Below are 17,733 nucleotides of genomic sequence, written 5' to 3' on the forward strand. Positions count from 1 at the left end.
GTCAGCGCAGCAGCAGGGCCGGGTCGGCATGGCGCAGCGCGCGCACCGCGGCGAGGCCGGACAGCAGCGCGATGCCCATCACGAGCGTGGCGCAGACGGCGATGGTGACGAGGTCGAGCTGCACCGGCACGTCGCGGCGGTGCGCGAGCAGGACGACGAGCGCGGTCGCGACACCGCCGACGACGAGGCCGAACGCGCCGACCCACGCCGCCTGCTTGAGCACGACGTGACGCAACTGCGCGAAACCGACGCCGAGCGCGTGCAGCGTCGCGTACTCGCGGATCGAACCGGCGACCGCACCCATCAACGTCTGGCTCGTGATCAGCGCACCGACCACGAACACGACGATCGCGAGCAGCACCACGCCGAGGCCCGCGCCCGTCTCGAACATCCAGTAGGTGACCGCACGCCGCGCGAAGGCGTCGCGCGTCCACACTTCGAACGTGCGCGCCTGCCCCTGCGGCTGCAGGCGCTTGCGTGCCGCCGCCGCGTCGGCGCCGTCGTGCAGCTTCACCACGTAGTAGGCGACGCGCCCGCCGCTGTCGCCGTTGTCGAGGCGGCGCGAGGTCGCGAGCGAAGTCACGATGTTGACGCCACCGAGCGCGCGCAGGCCGCTGCCGACGCCGACGATGCGCACGCGATGACCGTTGATGACGGCTTGCCCGCCCACGCTGAGGCCGAGCTTGGCGAGGTCGGCGCGATCGACGATCACGCCGTCGGGCTCGTCGAGCAGCGCGCGCTGCGCGGGCGTGAGCGCATCGGCGAACATCAGCGCGTCGGCGCGCGTGTCGATGCCGGACACGAACACCGACACGCCACCCTTGTCGGCGGGGCCGCGCCAGTCGCCGTCGATCCAGTTGAACGGCTCGACGCGCCCGACCGCGGGGTCCATCAGCGCAGCGATCTCCGCCTGCTGCGGGATCGGCCGGCCGAGTTCGATGCTCTGCGTGCCCGGATAGCCGAGCCAGAGTTCGCCACCGGATTTGCGGATGTACACCGCGGAACTGTTGAAGATGCCGAACACGAGCGCCGCCTGCACGAGCAGCAGCAGGCCGGAGAACGCGACCGCGAGCGCGGACGGCAGGAAGCGCCGCCATTCGTGCACGAGGGTCTTGCGCGCGAGCGGCACCATCAGCCGGCACCGTCGTCGGCGGGCGGCAACGGCGCTCCGCCGAGCGCCTTGTACAGCGCGACGAACGCGAGGCTGCGCTCCTGCTCGGCCTGCAGCAGGTCCAGTCGCGCCTGCAGCACGGCCGCGTCGGACGCGGCGAGGTCGAGGCCGTCCGCGAGGCCGAGCTGCTGCAGGGTCGCGGTCGATCGGGCCTCGTCATCGAGCGCCACGACGCCGTCCTGCAGTGCGCGCGAGGCGCGCGTGCGCTCGTGCAGCGCGGCCATCGCGGTTTCGACTTCGGTGACGCCGTCGAGCACGGCCTGCCGATAGGCGAGCACGCTCGCCTGCAGCGAGTTCGCGCGCGCATCCTTCGCGGCGCGGCGCGCACCCCAGTCGAACAGCGGGATTTCGATCGCCGGACCGAACGTGACGATGCCGTCCGCGTCCGACAGGCGCGTGTGGCCGATCACGCGCGCGGCATAGGTCAACGCGCCGCCGAGGCCGACGTGCGGATACAGGTCGGACTCGGCGATGCCGAGTTCGCCCGCGGCCTTCTCGACCTCGTACTCCGCGCGGCGGATCTCCGGGCGCGTGCGCAGCAGGTCCGCCGGCAGCACGTCGGCCGTCGCAGCCGTCGCGCCGAGCACGAGCGGCGCACCGCTGCCGACGACGTCCTCGTCGTCGCGCGCGAGCAACGCGGCGAGCTGCCGGCGCGCGCGCACGATCGCCGCGCGCGGCTCCGCCAGCGCGGCCTGCGCGACCGCCTCTTCGGCGCGCGCGCGCGCGACCTCGCGCGCGGCGGCGAGGCGCAGGCTTTCGCGCGTCGCGAGCAATTCACGCTTGTGCCGTGCACGCGCGGCGACCTGCTCGAGCAACGCGGCGCGACGTTCGGCGCCGCGCAGCTCGACGTACGCGCGCACGACTTCGGCGACGACGCTGACGCGCGCCGCGAGCCCTTCGCTCTCGGCGATGCCGAGCTCGCCCGCGCTCACGCGCGCACGGCTCTGCGCGCGACCGAACAGGCCGAATTCCCATTTCGCGTCGAAGCCGGCCTGGAAATAGCTCGCGCTGCTGTCCGGCGTCGGTTCGGCGTAGGTGCGGAAACCGAACTGCGGCAGCGAGGCATCATTCGCGTGCGCATCGAGCATGCGCGCGGCCTCGATGCGCAGGCGCGCCTGCGCGATGCCGAGGTTGTCGGCGAGCGCCGCGTCGACGAGCCGGTCGAGCCCGGCGTCGCCGAATGCCTTCCACCAGCCGTGCAGGTCCGGCGCCGGCGCATCGTCGCGTTCCGCATGCTGCCACGCCGCCGGCGTGTCGCGCTGCAGGGTCGGCAACGGCGCCACCGCGCATCCGCCGAGCGAGAGCACGGCAACGAGCCACGCACGGCGACGGAACGAGGTGCGCGGCGGGTTCGGCGTACGGGGATCTGGCATGCGGAGCGGTCGACTTGCGGGCAGCGGCCGCCGTCGACGGCCGCCTCCAGTCTAACCGAACCGCGCTGCCGCACGGCGATGCGCGGCAGGCGCGGCGCCCGATCGCGCCGCGCCTGCCGACGCCCCCGCGGGCGCAGGGTCGAACGAAACAGGGCTCAGTTGAAGCCGTTCGCGTAGATGACGTCGGAATTGATCTGCAGTGCACCGATCTCGGGCCAGTCGGGCGGCGACTGGCGTGGGAATCCGACGCCGCGCTGCTCCCACGACCAGCCGAGGACGTTGCTGCCCCCGAAGGTGTCCCATTGCCCCGGCGTCGGCACGTGGGTGCGCGTCTGGCCGCCGTTGTCCTGCAGCGGATGCAGGCCGGGATCCTCGTGCGTGGTGTCGTTCGGGCACGGCGCGCCGCACAGCATCACGTTGTTGTGGCCGCCGTTGAAGCCGGACCCGGGCTTGCCGGTCAGGTCGACGGTCGGGTACTGCGCGGGCGCACCGGTGTTGACGTTGTTGGCGATGATCGTGCTGTCCATCTCGCCGGAGACGCTCAGGTGCACGCCGGCGCCGAGATAGTAGCCGGCGCCGACGTCCCATTCGTGCGACGTGTTGAACGCGATGGTGCTGTTGTAGAGGTTGAGCTTGCCGACCGAGAAGATCCCGCCGAACCGGTTCGCGACGTTGCCGGACACCGTGCTGTTGATCATCGTCAGCGTGTAGGTCGAGGCGCCCTTCGTCGCGATGCCGCCCATGCGTGTCGCCTGGTTGCCGGAGATCGTCGAGCCGAGGACGAGCCCGCCGTTCCAGACGAACAGCCCGCCGCCGAACGACGGCGTCGCGCTCTCGCCGATCGCGACGTTGTTCGACACCGTGCTGTACATGCTGACGAGGCCGTCGCGCGCGTAGACGCCGCCGCCGCTCGCGTAGCCGTAGCCGGTCGCCTTCGCCATGCAGCCGCTGATCACGCTGTTCTGCAGCAGGACCTCTCCCTGCGCCCATACGGCACCGCCGAGCGCGCCGTGATTGACCACACTCAGCGCGTTGCAGTTGCGCATCACCACGCCGTCGAGGATGGCGCTGCCTTGCGCGTGCACGCAGCCGCCGAGCGCGTCGTCGGTCGAGCGGTACTTGAAGCCGTTTTCGAGCGACACGTCTTCGATCTTGAGCGTGCCGGTGCCGAGATCGACGAACACGCCGTCGTGGAGGTTGCCGTCGATCGCGAGGCGATGCGCACCGGGGCCTTTGATCGCGAGGTTGGTCTGGCCGAATAGGATCGCGCCGCTGGTGAGCGTGATGCGGCTGCAGGCGAGCTGGGTCAAGTCGATCGTGTCGTCGCTGCTCGCCGCGCCTATCGTGTCGCGCAGGCTGCCGGCGCCGGCGTCGTCGCAGTTGGTGACGACGAGCGTGGTCGCCGCCGGGGCGGGCACCGCTGGCGCGGTCGCGTCGAGCACGCGCTGCAGCAGTGCGGGCGAAAGGGGAAGCGTGCCGTCGGCGATGCGCGCGCGCAGCGCGTCGAAGCGCGACTCCGCGTGCGGCGCCGGCGCGGCCACGCACAGGCAGGCGGCGAGGCAAGCCGCGAGCGGATGCAGGCGCGATCGGCACGGAGCGGGATGAAGGTTCCTGTTCATGGACGCTGTTCCCAGGGGTGGACGAACCCGGGAAACGCCGCAGGAACGGAGGTTCGGACATCGCCGAGCGCGCGACGCGGCGCGCGGATCAGGCCGCGCGCGCGTTCAGCGCATCGAGGAACGCTTCGCCGTAGCGCTCGAGCTTGCGCTCGCCGACGCCGCTGATCGCACCGAGCGCGCCGAGCGTCTGCGGCCGCTCGCGCAGCATCGCGAGCAGGGTCGCATCGTGGAAGATCACGTACGCCGGCACGCCCTGCTCCTTGGCGAGGCGCGCGCGCAAGCCGCGCAACGCGTCCCACATCGGCGTCTCGTGCGTCGCGATGTCGAGGCTCGCGCGCGAACGTTCGCCGCGTGCCTGCTGGCGCCGCGCACGGCGTTCGCCGCGATCGGCCTGGCGGCGCAGGTGCACCGCCTGTTCACCGCGCAGCACGGCGCGGCTCGCCGCGGTCAGGCGCAGGGTGCCGTAACCCTCGTCGTCGGGCGTGAGCAGGCCGACAGCGACGAGCTGGCGGAACACGCCGCGCCACTGCTGCTTGTCGAGGTCGGCGCCGACGCCGTAGGTGCTCAGCTGGTCGTGTCGCAGCGCGCGCACGCGTTCGTCGGCTTCGCCGCGCAGCACCGCGGTGAGGTGACCGACGCCGAAACGCTGGCCGGTGCGGTACACGCACGACAGCGCCTTCTGCGCGACGATGCTCGCGTCCCAGGTCTCGGGCGGATCGAGGCAGTTGTCGCAGTTGCCGCAGGCTTCGGCGAGCGTTTCGCCGAAATACGCGAGCAGGCGCTGGCGCCGGCACGCGGTCGTCTCGGCGTAGCCGAGCAACTCGTCGAGCTTGCGCCGCTCGACGCGCTTGCGCTCCTCGCCCGACTCCGATTGCGCGATGAACTGCGCGAGCGTGACGACGTCGGCGAGCCCGTAGCAGAGCCACGCCTCGGCCGGCAGGCCGTCGCGGCCGGCGCGGCCGGTTTCCTGGTAGTAGCCTTCCATGCTCTTGGGCAGGTCGACGTGCGCGACGAAGCGCACGTCGGGCTTGTCGATGCCCATGCCGAACGCGATCGTCGCGACCATCACGACGCCGTCCTCGCGCAGGAAGCGCTGCTGGTTGCGCGCGCGCAGGCTCGCCTCCATGCCGGCGTGGTACGGCAGCGCCGTGACGCCCTCGCCGGCGAGCCATTCGGCGATCTCGTCGACCTTGCGCCGCGACAGGCAATAGACGATGCCGGACGCGTCTTCGTGCGCCCCGAGGAAATCCTTGAGCTGGCGTCGCGCGTCGTCCTTCTCGACGACGCGGTAGCGGATGTTCGGCCGATCGAAGCTCGCGACGAACTCGTGCGCGGATTCGAGCGCGAGGCGCTCGACGATCTCGCGCCGCGTCGGCGCATCGGCGGTCGCGGTCAGCGCGATGCGCGGGATCGACGGGAACCGCTCGTGCAGGAGCGTGAGCTGGCGGTATTCGGGACGGAAGTCGTGCCCCCACTGCGATACGCAGTGCACCTCGTCGATCGCGAACAGCGCGACCGGCGTGCGCGCGACGAGGTCGAGGCAGCGCTCGGTGAGCAGGCGCTCGGGCGCCACGTACAGCAGCTTCAGCGCGCCGGCGGCGAACCGCCGCTCGACCTCGCGCTGCGCGGCCGCGTCGAGGCTCGAATTGAGGAACGCGGCCTCGACGCCGAGCTGGCGCAGCGCGTCGACCTGGTCCTGCATGAGCGCGATCAGCGGCGATACGACGATCGCGCAACCGTCGCGCAGCAGCGCGGGAATCTGGTAGCAGAGCGACTTGCCGCCGCCGGTCGGCATCAGCACGAGCGCATCACCACCGCCCGCGACATGTTCGATGATCGCCTGCTGCTCGCCGCGGAACGCGGGATAACCGAAGACGGACTGGAGGACCTGCTCTGCGCGTGATGCCATCGCGCAATGCTAGTGCCATGCCCCCCAAGTTGCATCAAGTAATTGCGCCGCAACGCGCAGGAATCCACCGGCGCGGCTCGCGCGACGGCGCGATGCAGCGTGCGACGACGTCGCCGTGTGCCCGGCGACGCCGCCGATGCGCGCGACCTCAGTCGACCTGCACGAGGTCGAGGCGGCGTCCGAGCGGGCGCACTTCGAGTTCGGCTTCGAGGCGCGCGAGATTGCGGAAGCGCGTGCACATGCCGCCCGCGCGCGCTTCGAGGTCCTTGCTGCGCTTGGCGACGAGGCGCTCGACCTTCGCGTCGATGCCTTTCGCGCGCGCCTCGAGTTCGGCGGCCGCGCGCTCGTCGCCGCTGAGCGCGACGCTGACCGCCTGGCCGGCCACGTTGCCGACGACTTCGGCGACGAGCGTGCCGACCGCCTGCTCGATGATGCGGTCCATCTTGTCCTTGTTCCAGTCGACCAGGCTGTCGTTCGCGTCGATCTGCCGGTTGATGTCGCCAGCCATGCGCGCGAGGCGTTCGGCGCTCGCGCGCGCGGCATCGGTGTCCCGCGCGAACGCCGCCGACACTTCGGCGACCGCGTCGAACGCGATCGTGACCGCGTCGTGGACGATCGCGCGGATTTCCGGCAGCGCGTCGCGCACGCCGTGCTCGATGCCGAGCACGCGCTGGCGATCGGCCGCCCCGAGGTCGACGGTGCGTCCGTCGACGCGCAGCGCGCCGTTGGCGATGACGACTTCGCCCGGCGTGCCGTCCTTGCGCGTGAACACGAGCGCGTCCGGCTTGATCGTCATCGAGTAGTCGCTGTGCAGGCCGCAGTCGGCGCCGTGCAGGTCGACCTCGGCGTGGGCGGCGGAAAGCCCGGCGAGCGCGAGCGCCGCGGTGCAGGCGAAACGGAACATGCGCAATCCTCCAGTCGGGTGTCGGCCCTTCGATGCGCAGGATCACGCGAAGGTTTAACCCGTGCGCGTGCCGTCGGTCGGGGTGACCGGCGACACCCTGCCGGAAGTCATGCCCTGGATCGGATTCGTGCAATTGCTCCAGCCATCGATGGCATACAACACGGGTGAAATCACGCATGACCCTGCTGCAAGGCACGACCCGACTCGCCGGCGACGGCGTGCTCGGCGCGATCGCAACCGTCGAACGGATGCACCTGGCGATCGCCGGCGACATCGCGCGCCTGCTGCCGGGAGGTGCGCTGCTGATGCGCGGTACGCGTTTCGCCTACGCGCGCGTGCGCGACATTGCCGAAGTGGCGCGTCGCGGCAGCGACGGCGTGCTCGGCCTGCTCGCCGGCCACCTGCCCGCCGCGACGGATGCGCGGGCCGACGCGAGCGGCCTCGCGTGGCTCGCCGCGCTCAACGGGGCGATCGGCGACCACCTGGAAGCGAGCGCGAACCCGCTGGCGATCGACATGAGCCTGTGCCGCGACGGCGATGCGCTGGAGGCGCGATCGACGTCCCTGCAGCGCGCGATCGACGGCGCGGGCGGTACCCTCGCGCTGTTCGTGCATGGCCTCGGCATGAGCGACCTGCAATGGCGCGACGCGGACGGCGCGAGTTTCGGCGAACGCCTCGAACGCGACGGCGCCGCATGCGCGCTGCAGTTGCGCTACAACAGCGGCCGACGTATTTCCGCCAACGGCCGCGACCTCTCGCTGCTGCTGCAGGCGTTGCACGAATCGCGTGCGGGCACGCCGCGACGACTCGTACTGGTCGGCCACAGCATGGGCGGCCTGGTCTGTCGCAGCGCCTGCGAGCACGCGCAACGCCACGGACTCGCCTGGGCCGACGACCTCGACAGCGTGATCTGCCTCGGCACGCCGCACCTCGGCGCGCCGCTCGAACGCCTCGGTGGATCGCTGGCCGAGCTGCTCGCGGCGAACCCGTACACGCGCGCGATCGCCGCGGTCGCGGACGCGCGCAGCGCGGGCGTGAAGGACCTGCGCCACGGCTGGGCGAGCGACCTCGACCGTCGTGGAACGCACGACGCCACGAGTCCGGCGCAGCTGCCGTTCGGCACGCGCGTACGCTGGCGGCTGGTTGCCGCAACCCTGTCGAGCCGCGCGCACGGCCTGCGCGCCGGCTGGATCGGCGACGGCCTCGTGCCGGTGCCGAGCGCACTCGCGCGAGGCGACGATGCGCCACGCGACGTGCTGCCCGAAGGGCAGCGAAGCGTGTTCACGCGCATGGGCCACATGGACCTGTTGACGAGCCCGCTGGTATACGCGCAGCTTCGGCCGTGGATCGCGCCTCGCCAGCGTCGATCCCCGTGACGCATCGATAACCCGCGCTCCTCGCCGCGGCGATCGGCGCGTGCCGGGCTCAGAAGTAGATCTGTGCGCGCAGCTCGAAGATCTTTGGATCGAGCGATAGGTTGCCCTTGTCGCTCGTCGCCTGGATGTAGTTCGCCTGGAACTTGAAGTGCTGAGTCAGGTACCAGTTCGCGCCGATCGTCCAGTCGTGTTCCTTGCCGCCCCGCACAGGCCCGTCGTCGAGATCGAGCTCGCTGTAGCGCAGCAGCAGTTCCCACGCGCCCCACGTGCCCTTCGGCTTGATGTTGCCGACATTGCCGCCGCTGTACGGGCGCGACTCGCCGGTGAGCACCCAGCTGCCGAACACGTAGCCGCCACGCGCGCTGAAATCGGGATTGCCGCCGAAGCGCGAGACGTCCGCGCGCAGCAGTTCGCCCTGCACCGACCATGGCCCACCGATCCACAGCGCCTCGAGCCCGCTGCGTTCGACGCGATCGGCCTTGGACAATGGACCCGTGTCGACCAGGCGCACCGGCGTGAGCCCGGTTTCCGGCGGCGTCGACAGGCGCGCGCTCGGATCGTGGTAGACGCCACGGCCGTCGGTGGTGCCGTCGCGATCTTCGCGCGACGCCGAAACGCCGAGATGGATCACGTCGCCTTCGGCCTTGTGCGGCGTCCAGGCGACGCGGCCCGCGACGGTCGTGCCGTCGTTGTCGCCGAGCAGGTCCTGGCCCCAGTAGTAACCGAGGTTGACGATGTACGCGGCGCGTTCGAACTGCCAATCGACGCCGGTGCGGCGACCTTCGAAGATCGCCTGCGCGGGCAATGCGAGCTCGAGGAACGAGGTCGCCTTGGTCCCGGTCACGCCTTCGAACGCGACCGGCGTCTTCGAGTAGCCGAAGCGGAACGCGCCGATGTCGGTACCCACGAACGGCTTGGACTGCACGCGCACGTTGGTGTCGAGCCAGGTCTTGCCCTGGTACTCGTAATCGACGATCGCCTCGTACACGCCCTTCTTCCTCAGCGTGATGCCGAGCTCCTTGCGCCGGTTCGTGTGCGCATCCTCGAACGCATCGCTGCCGTCCGGCTTGCGTTCGTCGTTGAACGCGTTGACGTCGTAACGGTAGACGCCGGTCAGGCCGACGTCGGTGCCGTCGCTGAAGGTGTAGTGGACGGGCCAGTCCTCGAGGTCGTACGCGCTCGCCGGTCCCGCCGCGGCGGCAAGCAGCAACGCGGTCGCCACGTGCAGGCTTCGCTGGTTCATGGCTTGGTGTCCCCGTGATGGTGAAGAAGATGCTGGGGCGCGGTGCGGCACGGCGGAACTGACCGCTGGTTCTAACGACATGCCGGCCGATCGCCTCGTCGATATGTTCGCATGGATATATCGAAGCGCACGCCGAAGCGGGCCGGTGCGGGCCGCGGCCGGATGTCGCATGGGTGGATGGGGTGTGGTCAGTCGTCGCGTGCGACGAGTCGCCGCAGGGCGGCGACGTCGGCCGCGACCGCAGCGGCCGCGGCCGTGCGCATGCGCGCATAGCGGTCGAGTACGGTTTCGCCGAGCGCCGTCAGGCGCGCGCCGCCGCCGCCGCTGCCGCCCTTGCTTGCCTCGACGAGCGGGCCACGGAAACTGCGGTTGAGTTCCTCGACGAGCTGCCACGCACGCCGGTAGCTCATGTGCATGCGCCGCCCCGCGGCCGCGATCGAGCCCGTCTCGCGGATGCCCGCGAGCAGGTCGCACTTGCCCGGACCGAGCGCGACGCCCGGCGCGGGCATCACGCGCAGGTGGATCGAAGGCGGTTGTCTGCTGCGGTTCATCACGGCGCTCGTTGCGGTCGCGGCAACGATCATGCGCGCGTGCTGCGTGCGCGTCCACGCGTCAGGGCGCGGCGAGCACGTCGATCGCGACGACCTGGCGTACCCAGCGCGCAGGGCGCCTGTCGCCGGCGGCGACGAGGCGGAACGGCCCCTGCTTCGCGTCGAGCGCGGCGCCGTCGCGGCGATCGGCGAGCAGCACCGTGCCGTCGTGCATCGCCGGATCGAGTTCGGCGAGCGAGAACACCGCGACATAGCCGTCCGCGGCCGTCACGCGCACGTACGTGGCGAGGTGCCGGCCGCGCAGCGCGTCGCCGAGCGGCACACCGGCCTCGCGCAGCAGGTCCGCGAGCGCGACGCCCTCCCAGTGCGCGAGCGTGCCGTGGTCGGCGGCGTCGAGCGCGCGACGCGGCGACACGGCGAGTTTCGCCGCATCGACGCGCAACGCGCGGCGACGCGGCCGCCGATCGCGACCGCGGCCATCGCGTCCGCCGCGGCGAGCGGCCACTGCAGCGCGAAACACAACGCGAGCACGCCCTTCGCGATCGACATCCGCCCGATCATGCCTGCTCCTCGTTCGCCGCCACTCGCGTGCAGGCGCGGGAAGCGATATGTTCATACGGAAATATCGCCGAGGAGTATGCCGGATGAGCGTTCGCCCGTACACGGCGCGCCTGCGCCACCTGGCCCTGCACGGCGTTCTCGCGATCGCGCTGCTCACGCCATTCGCGGCGCGCGCCGACGGCCTGCTCGTGTTCGCCGCAGCCAGCCTCAAGCCTTCGCTCGACGAGATCCTCGCGACGCCCGAGGCGGCCGCGCTCGGCGGCGTCAAGGCGAGCTACGCGGCGAGTTCGCAGCTCGCCAAGCAGATCGAGGCGGGCGCGCCGGCCGCGCTGTTCATCTCGGCCGACCGGGACTGGATGGACTACGTCGAACAGCGCAAGCTCGTCGTCGACGGCACGCGCGCGAACCTGCTCGGCAACGCGCTCGTGCTGGTCGCGCCGAAGGACAGCACGGTGAAACTCGACATCGCAGCGGGTTTCGCGCTCGCGACCGCACTCGGCAAGGACGGCCGCCTCGCGCTGGCCGAGCCGAACAGCGTGCCCGCGGGCAAGTATGCGAAGACCGCGCTGACCCGCCTCGGCGTGTGGGACGCGGTCGCCGCGCGCGTCGTTTCCACCGACAACGTGCGCGCCGCACTCAACTTCGTCGCTCGCGCCGAGGCGGCCCTCGGTGTCGTCTACCGTTCCGACGCGGTGTCGGAGCCGGCCGTGCGCGTCGTCGCGACGTTCCCGGACGCGACCCACGCGCCGATCGTGTACCCGGTGGCGATCCTCGCCGGGCACGACACGCCGGCCGCACGCAGACTGCTCGAGTTGTTGCGCGCCCCGGCCGAACAGGCGATCTTCCGCGACCATGGATTCGACGCGCCGCCACGCTGACCTTGAACCGGTGACGCACCACCGCGCGATACGAGTCGCTGCGGACGCGCTGCGCGAGGATCGCCGCACCGAGCCGGTGCCGTGACCGCGCTCGCGCCCGACGAATGGCAGGCGCTCGCGCTGAGCCTGCGCGTCGGCGTGCTCAGCGTGATCGCCTCGCTGCCGCTCGCGCTCGGGCTCGCCTGGCTCATGTCGCGGCGACGCTTTCCAGGCCGGCTGCTGCTCGAATCGCTGCTGTTCCTGCCGCTGATCCTGCCGCCGGTCGTCACCGGCTACGCGTTGCTCGCGTTGTTCGGGCGCCACGGACCGCTCGGCATCCTGCTCGAGCAGGTCGGCATCGTCGTCGCGTTCCGCTGGACCGGAGCAGTGATCGCCGCCGCAGTGATGGGCTTTCCGTTGCTCGTGCTGACCGTGCGCGTCGCCTTCGACAATGTCGACCGCCGCCTCGAAGCGGCCGCGGAAACGCTCGGCGCCGGCGCCTGGCGACGCTTCGCGACGATCACTCTGCCGCTGTCGCTGCGCGGCATCGCGGCCGGCTGCGTGCTCGCCTTCGCGCGCGCGTTCGGCGAGTTCGGCGCGACGATCAGCTTCGTGTCGAACATCCCGGGCGAGACGCGCACGCTGCCGATCGCGATCTACGAACTGCTCAACACGCCCGGCGGCATGCCCGGCGTGCATCGCCTCGCGCTCGTCTCGCTCGTCGTCGCTCTCGGCGCGAGCGCGGCCGCGACCCTCATCGCGGGCGGCGGGCCGTGGCGGAAGGCGCCGTCATGATCGAACTCGCGCTGCATCACGCCTACGCCGACCTCGAGCTCGACCTCGCGTTCCGCTCGGACGCACGCACCCTCGCGCTGTACGGCGACTCGGGTGCCGGCAAGACGAGCGTGCTCAACGCGATCGCCGGCCTGCTCGCGCCGCAGTCGGGACGCATCGCGATCGACGGCGACGTGCTGCTCGACACGGCGCGCGGCGTCGCGGTGCCGGTGTCGCGGCGACGCATCGGCTACGTGTTCCAGGACGGTCGACTGTTCCCGCACCTCAGCGTGCGGCGGAACCTGCTCTACGGCGTCGAGGGACCGCATGCGCAATTCGCCATGATGGTCGAACTGCTCGGCCTCGGCGCGTTGCTGGAACGGCGGCCGGACAGCCTTTCCGGCGGCGAACGCCAGCGCGTCGCGATCGGCCGCGCCCTGCTCGCCGATCCGCGCGCGCTGCTGCTCGACGAACCGCTGACCGGCCTGCACGCGCAGGCGCGCACGCAAGTGCTCGACCACCTGCGCCGGCTCAAGCGTGAACTGCGCGTGTTCACCGTACTGGTGAGCCATCACGCGGACGAGGTCGCCGCGCTCGCCGACGAAGTCGTGCGCATCGACGCCGGCCGCGTCGTGCGCCAGCAGCCGATCGCCGAGTTCGACGTGCGCCGCGCGCACGCGGCCGAAGCGGGCTGAGCCATCGCCGCGGCGCTAGGCGCCGCCGGGCGGATTCGCTAGGCTAGGCGTCCGATCGAACGAGCGCCTGAGGTCGCCATGCTGCTGCGCCACGCCTGCCTCGTGATGCTTCTCGGCGGCCTGCTCGCCGCCTGCGGCAGCGGCGGTCCGCCGCGCAAGGTGCATCCGTCGACCGCGTCGATCCAGCAGCTCGCGGTGCAGGCCGACGGCAGCTGGAAACTCACGCTGCGCATCCAGAACTACAGCACGTTCTCGATGCACTTCAGCCGCATCGACGCAGGCCTCTCGATCGACGGCAAGGACCTCGGCCGGCTCGAGGCGACGCCCGACATCGACATCGTCGGCAACAACGGCGATGTCGTCGAGGCGACGTTCCGCCCGAACGCGAAGACGACGTTCGGTACCGACGTCGCTTACGCCCTGAAGGGCACGATCGAGACGAGCGAGCCGAAGGAAAGCTTCAAGTTCGAGACCGCGAGCCGGCTCACGCCGGTACCTGGCATTCCGAACACCTACCGCTGAACCAACGCACTGCCCGATCGCGCTCGTTGCCGACCGCTTGGCGTTCCTGCAGCGCGGCAACCCGTCGATCGACGCGACCACGTCGAACCGGGACGGCGATCGCTTGGCACCCACCGAAGATCGATGGACCACCTAGGCGCGCCCCGCGCATTTGGTTAGGCTATCGGCATATTCAAACGATCGTTCGAATCCTCCGTCGCCCCGCTTCGGCCCGCGTTGCGCGAAGCACCATCAAGGAACGCCGCCCATGAGCCGCTACACCGCCCCGCTCGCCGACCTGCGCTTCGCGCTGCACGACGTGCTCGACGTCACGACCACCTACGCGCGCCTGCCCGGCTGCGAGGATGCGACGCGCGACGTCGTCGATGCCGTGCTCGAGGAAGCGGCGAAGTTCGCCGAACAGGTGCTCGCGCCACTCAACCAGAGCGGCGACGCCGAAGGTTGCAGCTACGACAAGGCGACGCAGAGCGTGCGCACGCCGAAGGGTTTCAAGGACGCGTTCGCGAAGTACGTCGATGGCGGCTGGATCGGCCTCACCGCCGCGACCGAATTCGGCGGCCAGGGCTTGCCCGAGACGCTCGGCGCGGCGCTCAAGGAGATGGTCGATTCGGCGAACCTGTCGTGGGGCAACTACCCGATGCTCTCGCACGGCGCGTCGTCCGCGCTCGAACACCACGGCGAGGACTGGCAGCGCGAGGTGTTCCTCAAGCCGCTCGTCGCCGGCACCTGGACCGGCACGATGTGCCTGACCGAACCGCATTGCGGCACCGACCTCGGCCTGCTCAAGACGCGCGCGGAACCCGCCGGCGACGGCAGCTACCGCGTCAGCGGCACGAAGATCTTCATCACCGCGGGCGAGCACGACTTCGTCGACAACATCCTGCACCTCGTGCTCGCGCGTCTGCCGGACGCGCCCGCGGGCGTGAAGGGCATTTCGCTGTTCCTCGTGCCGAAGTTCAAGGTCGGCAAGGACGGCCGCGTCGGCGAGCGCAACGCGCTAGCCTGCGGGTCGATCGAGCACAAGATGGGCATCCACGGCTCGGTCACCTGCGTCATGAATTTCGACGGCGCCGAAGGCTGGCTCGTCGGCCAGCCGCACAAGGGCCTCGCCGCGATGTTCACGATGATGAACACCGCGCGCCTCGCGGTCGGCCTGCAGGGGCTCGGCCTGACCGAACGCGCGTACCAGAACGCGCTCGCCTACGCGCGCGATCGCCTGCAGATGCGCTCGCTGTCGGGCGCGAAATTCCCCAACAAACCGGCCGATCCGCTGATCGTGCATCCCGACGTGCGCCGCATGCTGCTCACGCAGAAGGCATTCGCCGAAGGCGAACGTGCACTCGCGCTGTACGCGTACCTGCAGGAGGACATCGCCAAGCATTCGACCGACCCGGCCGAACGCGAACGGGCCGAAGCCCTGGTCTCGTTCCTCACGCCGATCGTCAAGGGCCTGCTCACCGAAACCGGCATCGAATGCACGTACCACGCGCTGCAGGTGTTCGGCGGGCACGGCTTCATCGTCGAGCACGGCATGGAGCAGTTCGCGCGCGACGCGCGCATCACGACCCTGTACGAAGGCACGACGCAGATCCAGGCGATCGACCTGCTCGGCCGCAAGGTCATGCAGCTGCAGGGCGTCGGGCTCAAGCACTTCCTCGCCGAGATCGGCACGTTCTGCGCGAAGCACGCCGCCGACGCCGCGCTCGCCGAGTTCGTCGCGCCGCTCGGCGCGGCGGCGAAGGAATGGGGCGAGATCACGCTCGAACTCGGCAAGCGCGCGGCCGCGAATCCGGAGGAAATGGGCGCGGCCGCCTACGACTACCTGTTCTATTCGGGCTATGTCGCACTCGCCTACCTGTGGGCGCGCAGCGTCGCCGCCGCCGACACATCCGCGCACGCCGCCGACTTCAAGGCGGCCAAGCGCACGACCGCGCGCTTCTACTACGCGCGCATCCTGCCGCGCACGCAGGCGCACGCGGCCGCGATGCGCAGCGGTGCGGCGAACCTGCTCGAACTCGCCGACGCGCAGTTCGGCTGAGGCGCGGAGCAGGCGATGATCGCGAACTGGCCCGCCGCGCTCGGCGGCGGCATCCTCATCGGCCTCGCGGCGACGCTGCTGCTGTGGACCAACGGGCGCATCGCCGGCATCAGCGGCATCGTCGACGGCGTGCTGCGCCCGCGGCTGGGCGATGCGCTTTGGCGCATCGCGTTCCTCGCCGGGCTCGTCGTCGCGGCCGGCCTGTGCATCCTGTTCGTTCCCGGCGCGCCGCAACCGCGCACGGACTTCCCGCGCGCCATGCTCGTCGTCGCCGGCCTGCTGGTCGGCTTCGGTACGCGCCTCGGCAACGGTTGCACGAGCGGCCACGGCGTGTGCGGCCTCGGCCGCCTGTCGCCGCGCTCGCTCGCGGCGGTGCTGACCTTCGTCGCGACCGCGATGGCGACGACGTACGTCGTGCGGCATCTCCTGCCATGAATCGTGCCGTCCTTTCCGCGCTCGCGTCCGGCGCGCTGTTCGGCGTCGGCCTGGCGATTTCCGGCATGACCGACGCGCGGCGCGTGCTCGGCTTCCTCGACGTAGCCGGCGAATTCGACCCGACCCTGCTGTTCGTGCTCGGTGGCGCCGTCGTGACCACCCTCGTCGCGTTCCGCCTCGTGCTCGCGCGCGCGCATCCGCTGTTCGCCGACGCGTTCCGCTTGCCCGCGTCGCGCCGCATCGACGCACCGCTCGTCGCGGGTGCCGCCGTGTTCGGTATCGGCTGGGGCCTCGCGGGCTATTGCCCGGGTCCGGCGCTGGCCGGCCTCGGCGCCGGGTCGGTCGAAGCGCTGTGGTTCGTGCCGGCGATGCTAACCGGCCTGCTGATCCAGCGCGCGCTCGCCGGTCGCCCCGGCACGGCCCCCGGCGACGAAAAGCCGCCGGCGGCGTAACATCCGCTGCAGCCGATCGTTCGCCGAACCGCTGCATGATTTCGCCGCCCGACGTCCGCACCGACCTGTCGATCCGCCTCGCCGCCGCCGATGACGACGATTTCATCCTCGGCCTGGTCGGCCGTTTCGTCGAATTCGAGCTGCCGCCCTGGCGCCGGCGCGGTGAATGCGCGCAAGGCATCCGCAGCGACATCGAACGCCACCTCGCCGAACAGCCGCCCGGCTCGCACGTATTCGTCGCCGAGAACAAGGACGGCGAGCGCGTCGCGTTCCTGCACCTGCAAGTGCTGACCGACTACTTCACCTCCGCGCAGAACTGCCACATTTCCGATCTCGCCGTCGCGCCCGGCTTCGACGGCCAGGGCATCGGAGGCGCCCTGCTCGCGTACGCCGACGCTTGGGCGCGCGCGCATCATTGCCGCCACCTGACCCTCGCCGTGTTCCCCGGCAACACGCGCGCCCGCGCGTTGTACGAGCGGCACGGCTACGGCGTCGACGTGCTGCGCATGGCCAAACCACTCCGCTGAACGGTCCCCTGCATCCGTTTCACGAAGCGGTCAATTTCCCGCCATCTGTCTTTTGTTCTATGCTCGCGGCGGCCCACGACCCGCACGGCGAGGGCATGCCACCGGTTTCGTGCACGAGAACGGAGGTCACGATGCTTGCGGAAGTCAGAACTTCCGGCGACATCCATAGCACCCGCGTCCTGTCCCTGGACTCCACCGGGCGCATCCTCGACTGGATGAGCTGGCAGGACGCGGTGTGTCTGTACGTGCGCGGCGCGGTCGCCTGGACCCTCGGCGACCCGTGCCTGACGATCCACGGCGGCTACAACCAGCGCAGCGGCGAACAGAGCCTGCTCGACCTGCACCCGATCGTCGCCAGCACCGGCCACGTGCGCCCGCACGCGATCGATCCCGCGCCCGCGCTCACGAATGCCGCGCTGTTCGCGCGCGACCGCATGCTCTGCCTCTACTGCGGCGAGCATTTCAGCCGCGGCGAACTCACGCGCGACCATGTGCAGCCGGTTTCCAAGGGCGGCCGCGACACTTGGGTCAACGTGGTCACCGCCTGCTGGTCGTGCAACGTGAGGAAGGGCAACCGCACGCCGCAGCAGGCGGGCATGCCGCTGCTCGCGGTGCCGTACCGGCCGAGCTGGGTCGAGCACCTGATCCTGTCGAACCGCAACATCCTCGCCGACCAGATGGAATTCCTGGTCAACCACCTGCCGCGCGATCGTCGTCCGCAGTAGC

At 70.8% G+C, this 17,733-nt stretch carries 17 protein-coding genes and 1 pseudogene; 10 read left to right on the forward strand and 8 right to left on the reverse strand.

Annotated elements, in window-relative coordinates:
* Position 1: 1 nt before the first annotated feature.
* From FHW12_RS10605 to FHW12_RS10625, 5 genes are all read right to left on the reverse strand, one after another.
* Positions 2 to 1,132: an ABC transporter permease gene (locus FHW12_RS10605; protein ID WP_182531007.1), complete on the reverse strand. Its 1,131-nt coding sequence runs from the start codon at positions 1,130 to 1,132 to the stop codon at positions 2 to 4.
* Positions 1,132 to 2,544: a TolC family protein gene (locus FHW12_RS10610; protein ID WP_182531008.1), complete on the reverse strand. Its 1,413-nt coding sequence runs from the start codon at positions 2,542 to 2,544 to the stop codon at positions 1,132 to 1,134. Before FHW12_RS10610 ends, FHW12_RS10605 begins: the two co-directional genes overlap by 1 nt.
* A gap of 155 nt (positions 2,545 to 2,699) precedes the next feature.
* Positions 2,700 to 4,163 carry a hypothetical protein gene (locus FHW12_RS10615; RefSeq protein ID WP_182531009.1) on the reverse strand — a complete coding sequence of 488 codons (1,464 nt, stop codon included), beginning with the start codon at positions 4,161 to 4,163 and terminating at the stop codon, positions 2,700 to 2,702.
* A gap of 88 nt (positions 4,164 to 4,251) precedes the next feature.
* The gene (recQ, locus tag FHW12_RS10620) at positions 4,252 to 6,072 is read right to left on the reverse strand and encodes a DNA helicase RecQ (protein ID WP_182531010.1); all 1,821 of its coding nucleotides are present in this window, start codon (positions 6,070 to 6,072) and stop codon (positions 4,252 to 4,254) included.
* Between the two features lie 148 nt (positions 6,073 to 6,220).
* A complete protein-coding gene (locus tag FHW12_RS10625) occupies positions 6,221 to 6,976 on the reverse strand; it encodes a DUF2884 family protein (RefSeq protein ID WP_182531011.1) in 756 nt (251 codons plus the stop codon).
* 176 nt (positions 6,977 to 7,152) lie between these two features.
* Here FHW12_RS10625 and FHW12_RS10630 point away from each other — a divergent pair, with 176 nt between their 5' ends.
* Entirely contained in the window at positions 7,153 to 8,352 is a 1,200-nt protein-coding gene (locus tag FHW12_RS10630) for a lipase family alpha/beta hydrolase (RefSeq protein WP_182531012.1), read from the forward strand.
* A 49-nt stretch (positions 8,353 to 8,401) separates the two neighbouring features.
* Here FHW12_RS10630 and FHW12_RS10635 read toward each other — a convergent pair whose 3' ends face one another.
* The 3 genes from FHW12_RS10635 to FHW12_RS21595 all read right to left on the reverse strand — a co-directional run bounded on the left by FHW12_RS10635 (position 8,402) and on the right by FHW12_RS21595 (position 10,561).
* The gene (locus FHW12_RS10635; protein WP_182531013.1) at positions 8,402 to 9,595 is read right to left on the reverse strand and encodes an OprO/OprP family phosphate-selective porin; all 1,194 of its coding nucleotides are present in this window, start codon (positions 9,593 to 9,595) and stop codon (positions 8,402 to 8,404) included.
* Between the two features lie 188 nt (positions 9,596 to 9,783).
* Positions 9,784 to 10,146: a winged helix-turn-helix domain-containing protein gene (locus FHW12_RS10640; protein ID WP_182531014.1), complete on the reverse strand. Its 363-nt coding sequence runs from the start codon at positions 10,144 to 10,146 to the stop codon at positions 9,784 to 9,786.
* 61 nt (positions 10,147 to 10,207) lie between these two features.
* A complete protein-coding gene (locus FHW12_RS21595) occupies positions 10,208 to 10,561 on the reverse strand; it encodes a molybdopterin-dependent oxidoreductase (protein ID WP_182531015.1) in 354 nt (117 codons plus the stop codon).
* A 229-nt stretch (positions 10,562 to 10,790) separates the two neighbouring features.
* Between FHW12_RS21595 and modA the strand changes: the two genes are divergently transcribed.
* The 9 genes and pseudogenes from modA to FHW12_RS10690 all read left to right on the forward strand — a co-directional run bounded on the left by modA (position 10,791) and on the right by FHW12_RS10690 (position 17,732).
* Entirely contained in the window at positions 10,791 to 11,585 is a 795-nt protein-coding gene (gene modA, locus FHW12_RS10650) for a molybdate ABC transporter substrate-binding protein (protein ID WP_182531016.1), read from the forward strand.
* 81 nt (positions 11,586 to 11,666) lie between these two features.
* Complete coding sequence (gene modB / locus FHW12_RS10655) at positions 11,667 to 12,359, forward strand: molybdate ABC transporter permease subunit (protein ID WP_182531017.1); 693 nt, start codon at positions 11,667 to 11,669, stop codon at positions 12,357 to 12,359.
* Positions 12,356 to 12,958: pseudogene (locus FHW12_RS10660) on the forward strand (ATP-binding cassette domain-containing protein); the annotation flags it as partial. The gene modB and the pseudogene FHW12_RS10660, both read left to right, overlap by 4 nt.
* Before the next feature lie 153 nt (positions 12,959 to 13,111).
* Positions 13,112 to 13,555: an LEA type 2 family protein gene (locus tag FHW12_RS10665; RefSeq protein WP_182531019.1), complete on the forward strand. Its 444-nt coding sequence runs from the start codon at positions 13,112 to 13,114 to the stop codon at positions 13,553 to 13,555.
* A 247-nt stretch (positions 13,556 to 13,802) separates the two neighbouring features.
* Positions 13,803 to 15,593: an acyl-CoA dehydrogenase C-terminal domain-containing protein gene (locus tag FHW12_RS10670; RefSeq protein WP_182531020.1), complete on the forward strand. Its 1,791-nt coding sequence runs from the start codon at positions 13,803 to 13,805 to the stop codon at positions 15,591 to 15,593.
* A 15-nt stretch (positions 15,594 to 15,608) separates the two neighbouring features.
* The gene (locus FHW12_RS10675) at positions 15,609 to 16,028 is read left to right on the forward strand and encodes a YeeE/YedE family protein (RefSeq protein WP_182531021.1); all 420 of its coding nucleotides are present in this window, start codon (positions 15,609 to 15,611) and stop codon (positions 16,026 to 16,028) included.
* The gene (locus tag FHW12_RS10680) at positions 16,025 to 16,480 is read left to right on the forward strand and encodes a DUF6691 family protein (RefSeq protein WP_182531022.1); all 456 of its coding nucleotides are present in this window, start codon (positions 16,025 to 16,027) and stop codon (positions 16,478 to 16,480) included. The genes FHW12_RS10675 and FHW12_RS10680 overlap by 4 nt, the downstream gene beginning before the upstream one ends.
* A gap of 35 nt (positions 16,481 to 16,515) precedes the next feature.
* On the forward strand, positions 16,516 to 17,007 hold the full coding sequence (locus tag FHW12_RS10685) for a GNAT family N-acetyltransferase (protein WP_182531023.1): 492 nt from the start codon (positions 16,516 to 16,518) through the stop codon (positions 17,005 to 17,007).
* 131 nt (positions 17,008 to 17,138) lie between these two features.
* Positions 17,139 to 17,732 carry an HNH endonuclease gene (locus FHW12_RS10690; protein WP_182531024.1) on the forward strand — a complete coding sequence of 198 codons (594 nt, stop codon included), beginning with the start codon at positions 17,139 to 17,141 and terminating at the stop codon, positions 17,730 to 17,732.
* The last annotated feature ends 1 nt before the right edge of the window (position 17,733 follow it).

The sequence above is a fragment of the Dokdonella fugitiva genome (assembly GCF_014138265.1).
In the GTDB taxonomy this organism is placed as follows: Bacteria; Pseudomonadota; Gammaproteobacteria; order Xanthomonadales; family Rhodanobacteraceae; genus Dokdonella_A; species Dokdonella_A fugitiva_A.

What these genes read in the sequence shown, in the direction of transcription:
- FHW12_RS10605 (WP_182531007.1), bottom strand. Translation starts at nt 1,132, where the DNA reads ATGGTGCCGCTCGCGCGCAAGACCCTCGTGCACGAATGGCGGCGCTTC.
- FHW12_RS10610 (WP_182531008.1), bottom strand. Translation starts at nt 2,544, where the DNA reads ATGCCAGATCCCCGTACGCCGAACCCGCCGCGCACCTCGTTCCGTCGC.
- FHW12_RS10615 (WP_182531009.1), bottom strand. Translation starts at nt 4,163, where the DNA reads ATGAACAGGAACCTTCATCCCGCTCCGTGCCGATCGCGCCTGCATCCG.
- recQ (WP_182531010.1), bottom strand. Translation starts at nt 6,072, where the DNA reads ATGGCATCACGCGCAGAGCAGGTCCTCCAGTCCGTCTTCGGTTATCCC.
- FHW12_RS10625 (WP_182531011.1), bottom strand. Translation starts at nt 6,976, where the DNA reads ATGTTCCGTTTCGCCTGCACCGCGGCGCTCGCGCTCGCCGGGCTTTCC.
- FHW12_RS10630 (WP_182531012.1), top strand. Translation starts at nt 7,153, where the DNA reads ATGACCCTGCTGCAAGGCACGACCCGACTCGCCGGCGACGGCGTGCTC.
- FHW12_RS10635 (WP_182531013.1), bottom strand. Translation starts at nt 9,595, where the DNA reads ATGAACCAGCGAAGCCTGCACGTGGCGACCGCGTTGCTGCTTGCCGCC.
- FHW12_RS10640 (WP_182531014.1), bottom strand. Translation starts at nt 10,146, where the DNA reads ATGAACCGCAGCAGACAACCGCCTTCGATCCACCTGCGCGTGATGCCC.
- modA (WP_182531016.1), top strand. Translation starts at nt 10,791, where the DNA reads ATGAGCGTTCGCCCGTACACGGCGCGCCTGCGCCACCTGGCCCTGCAC.
- FHW12_RS10665 (WP_182531019.1), top strand. Translation starts at nt 13,112, where the DNA reads ATGCTGCTGCGCCACGCCTGCCTCGTGATGCTTCTCGGCGGCCTGCTC.
- FHW12_RS10670 (WP_182531020.1), top strand. Translation starts at nt 13,803, where the DNA reads ATGAGCCGCTACACCGCCCCGCTCGCCGACCTGCGCTTCGCGCTGCAC.
- FHW12_RS10675 (WP_182531021.1), top strand. Translation starts at nt 15,609, where the DNA reads ATGATCGCGAACTGGCCCGCCGCGCTCGGCGGCGGCATCCTCATCGGC.
- FHW12_RS10680 (WP_182531022.1), top strand. Translation starts at nt 16,025, where the DNA reads ATGAATCGTGCCGTCCTTTCCGCGCTCGCGTCCGGCGCGCTGTTCGGC.
- FHW12_RS10685 (WP_182531023.1), top strand. Translation starts at nt 16,516, where the DNA reads ATGATTTCGCCGCCCGACGTCCGCACCGACCTGTCGATCCGCCTCGCC.
- FHW12_RS10690 (WP_182531024.1), top strand. Translation starts at nt 17,139, where the DNA reads ATGCTTGCGGAAGTCAGAACTTCCGGCGACATCCATAGCACCCGCGTC.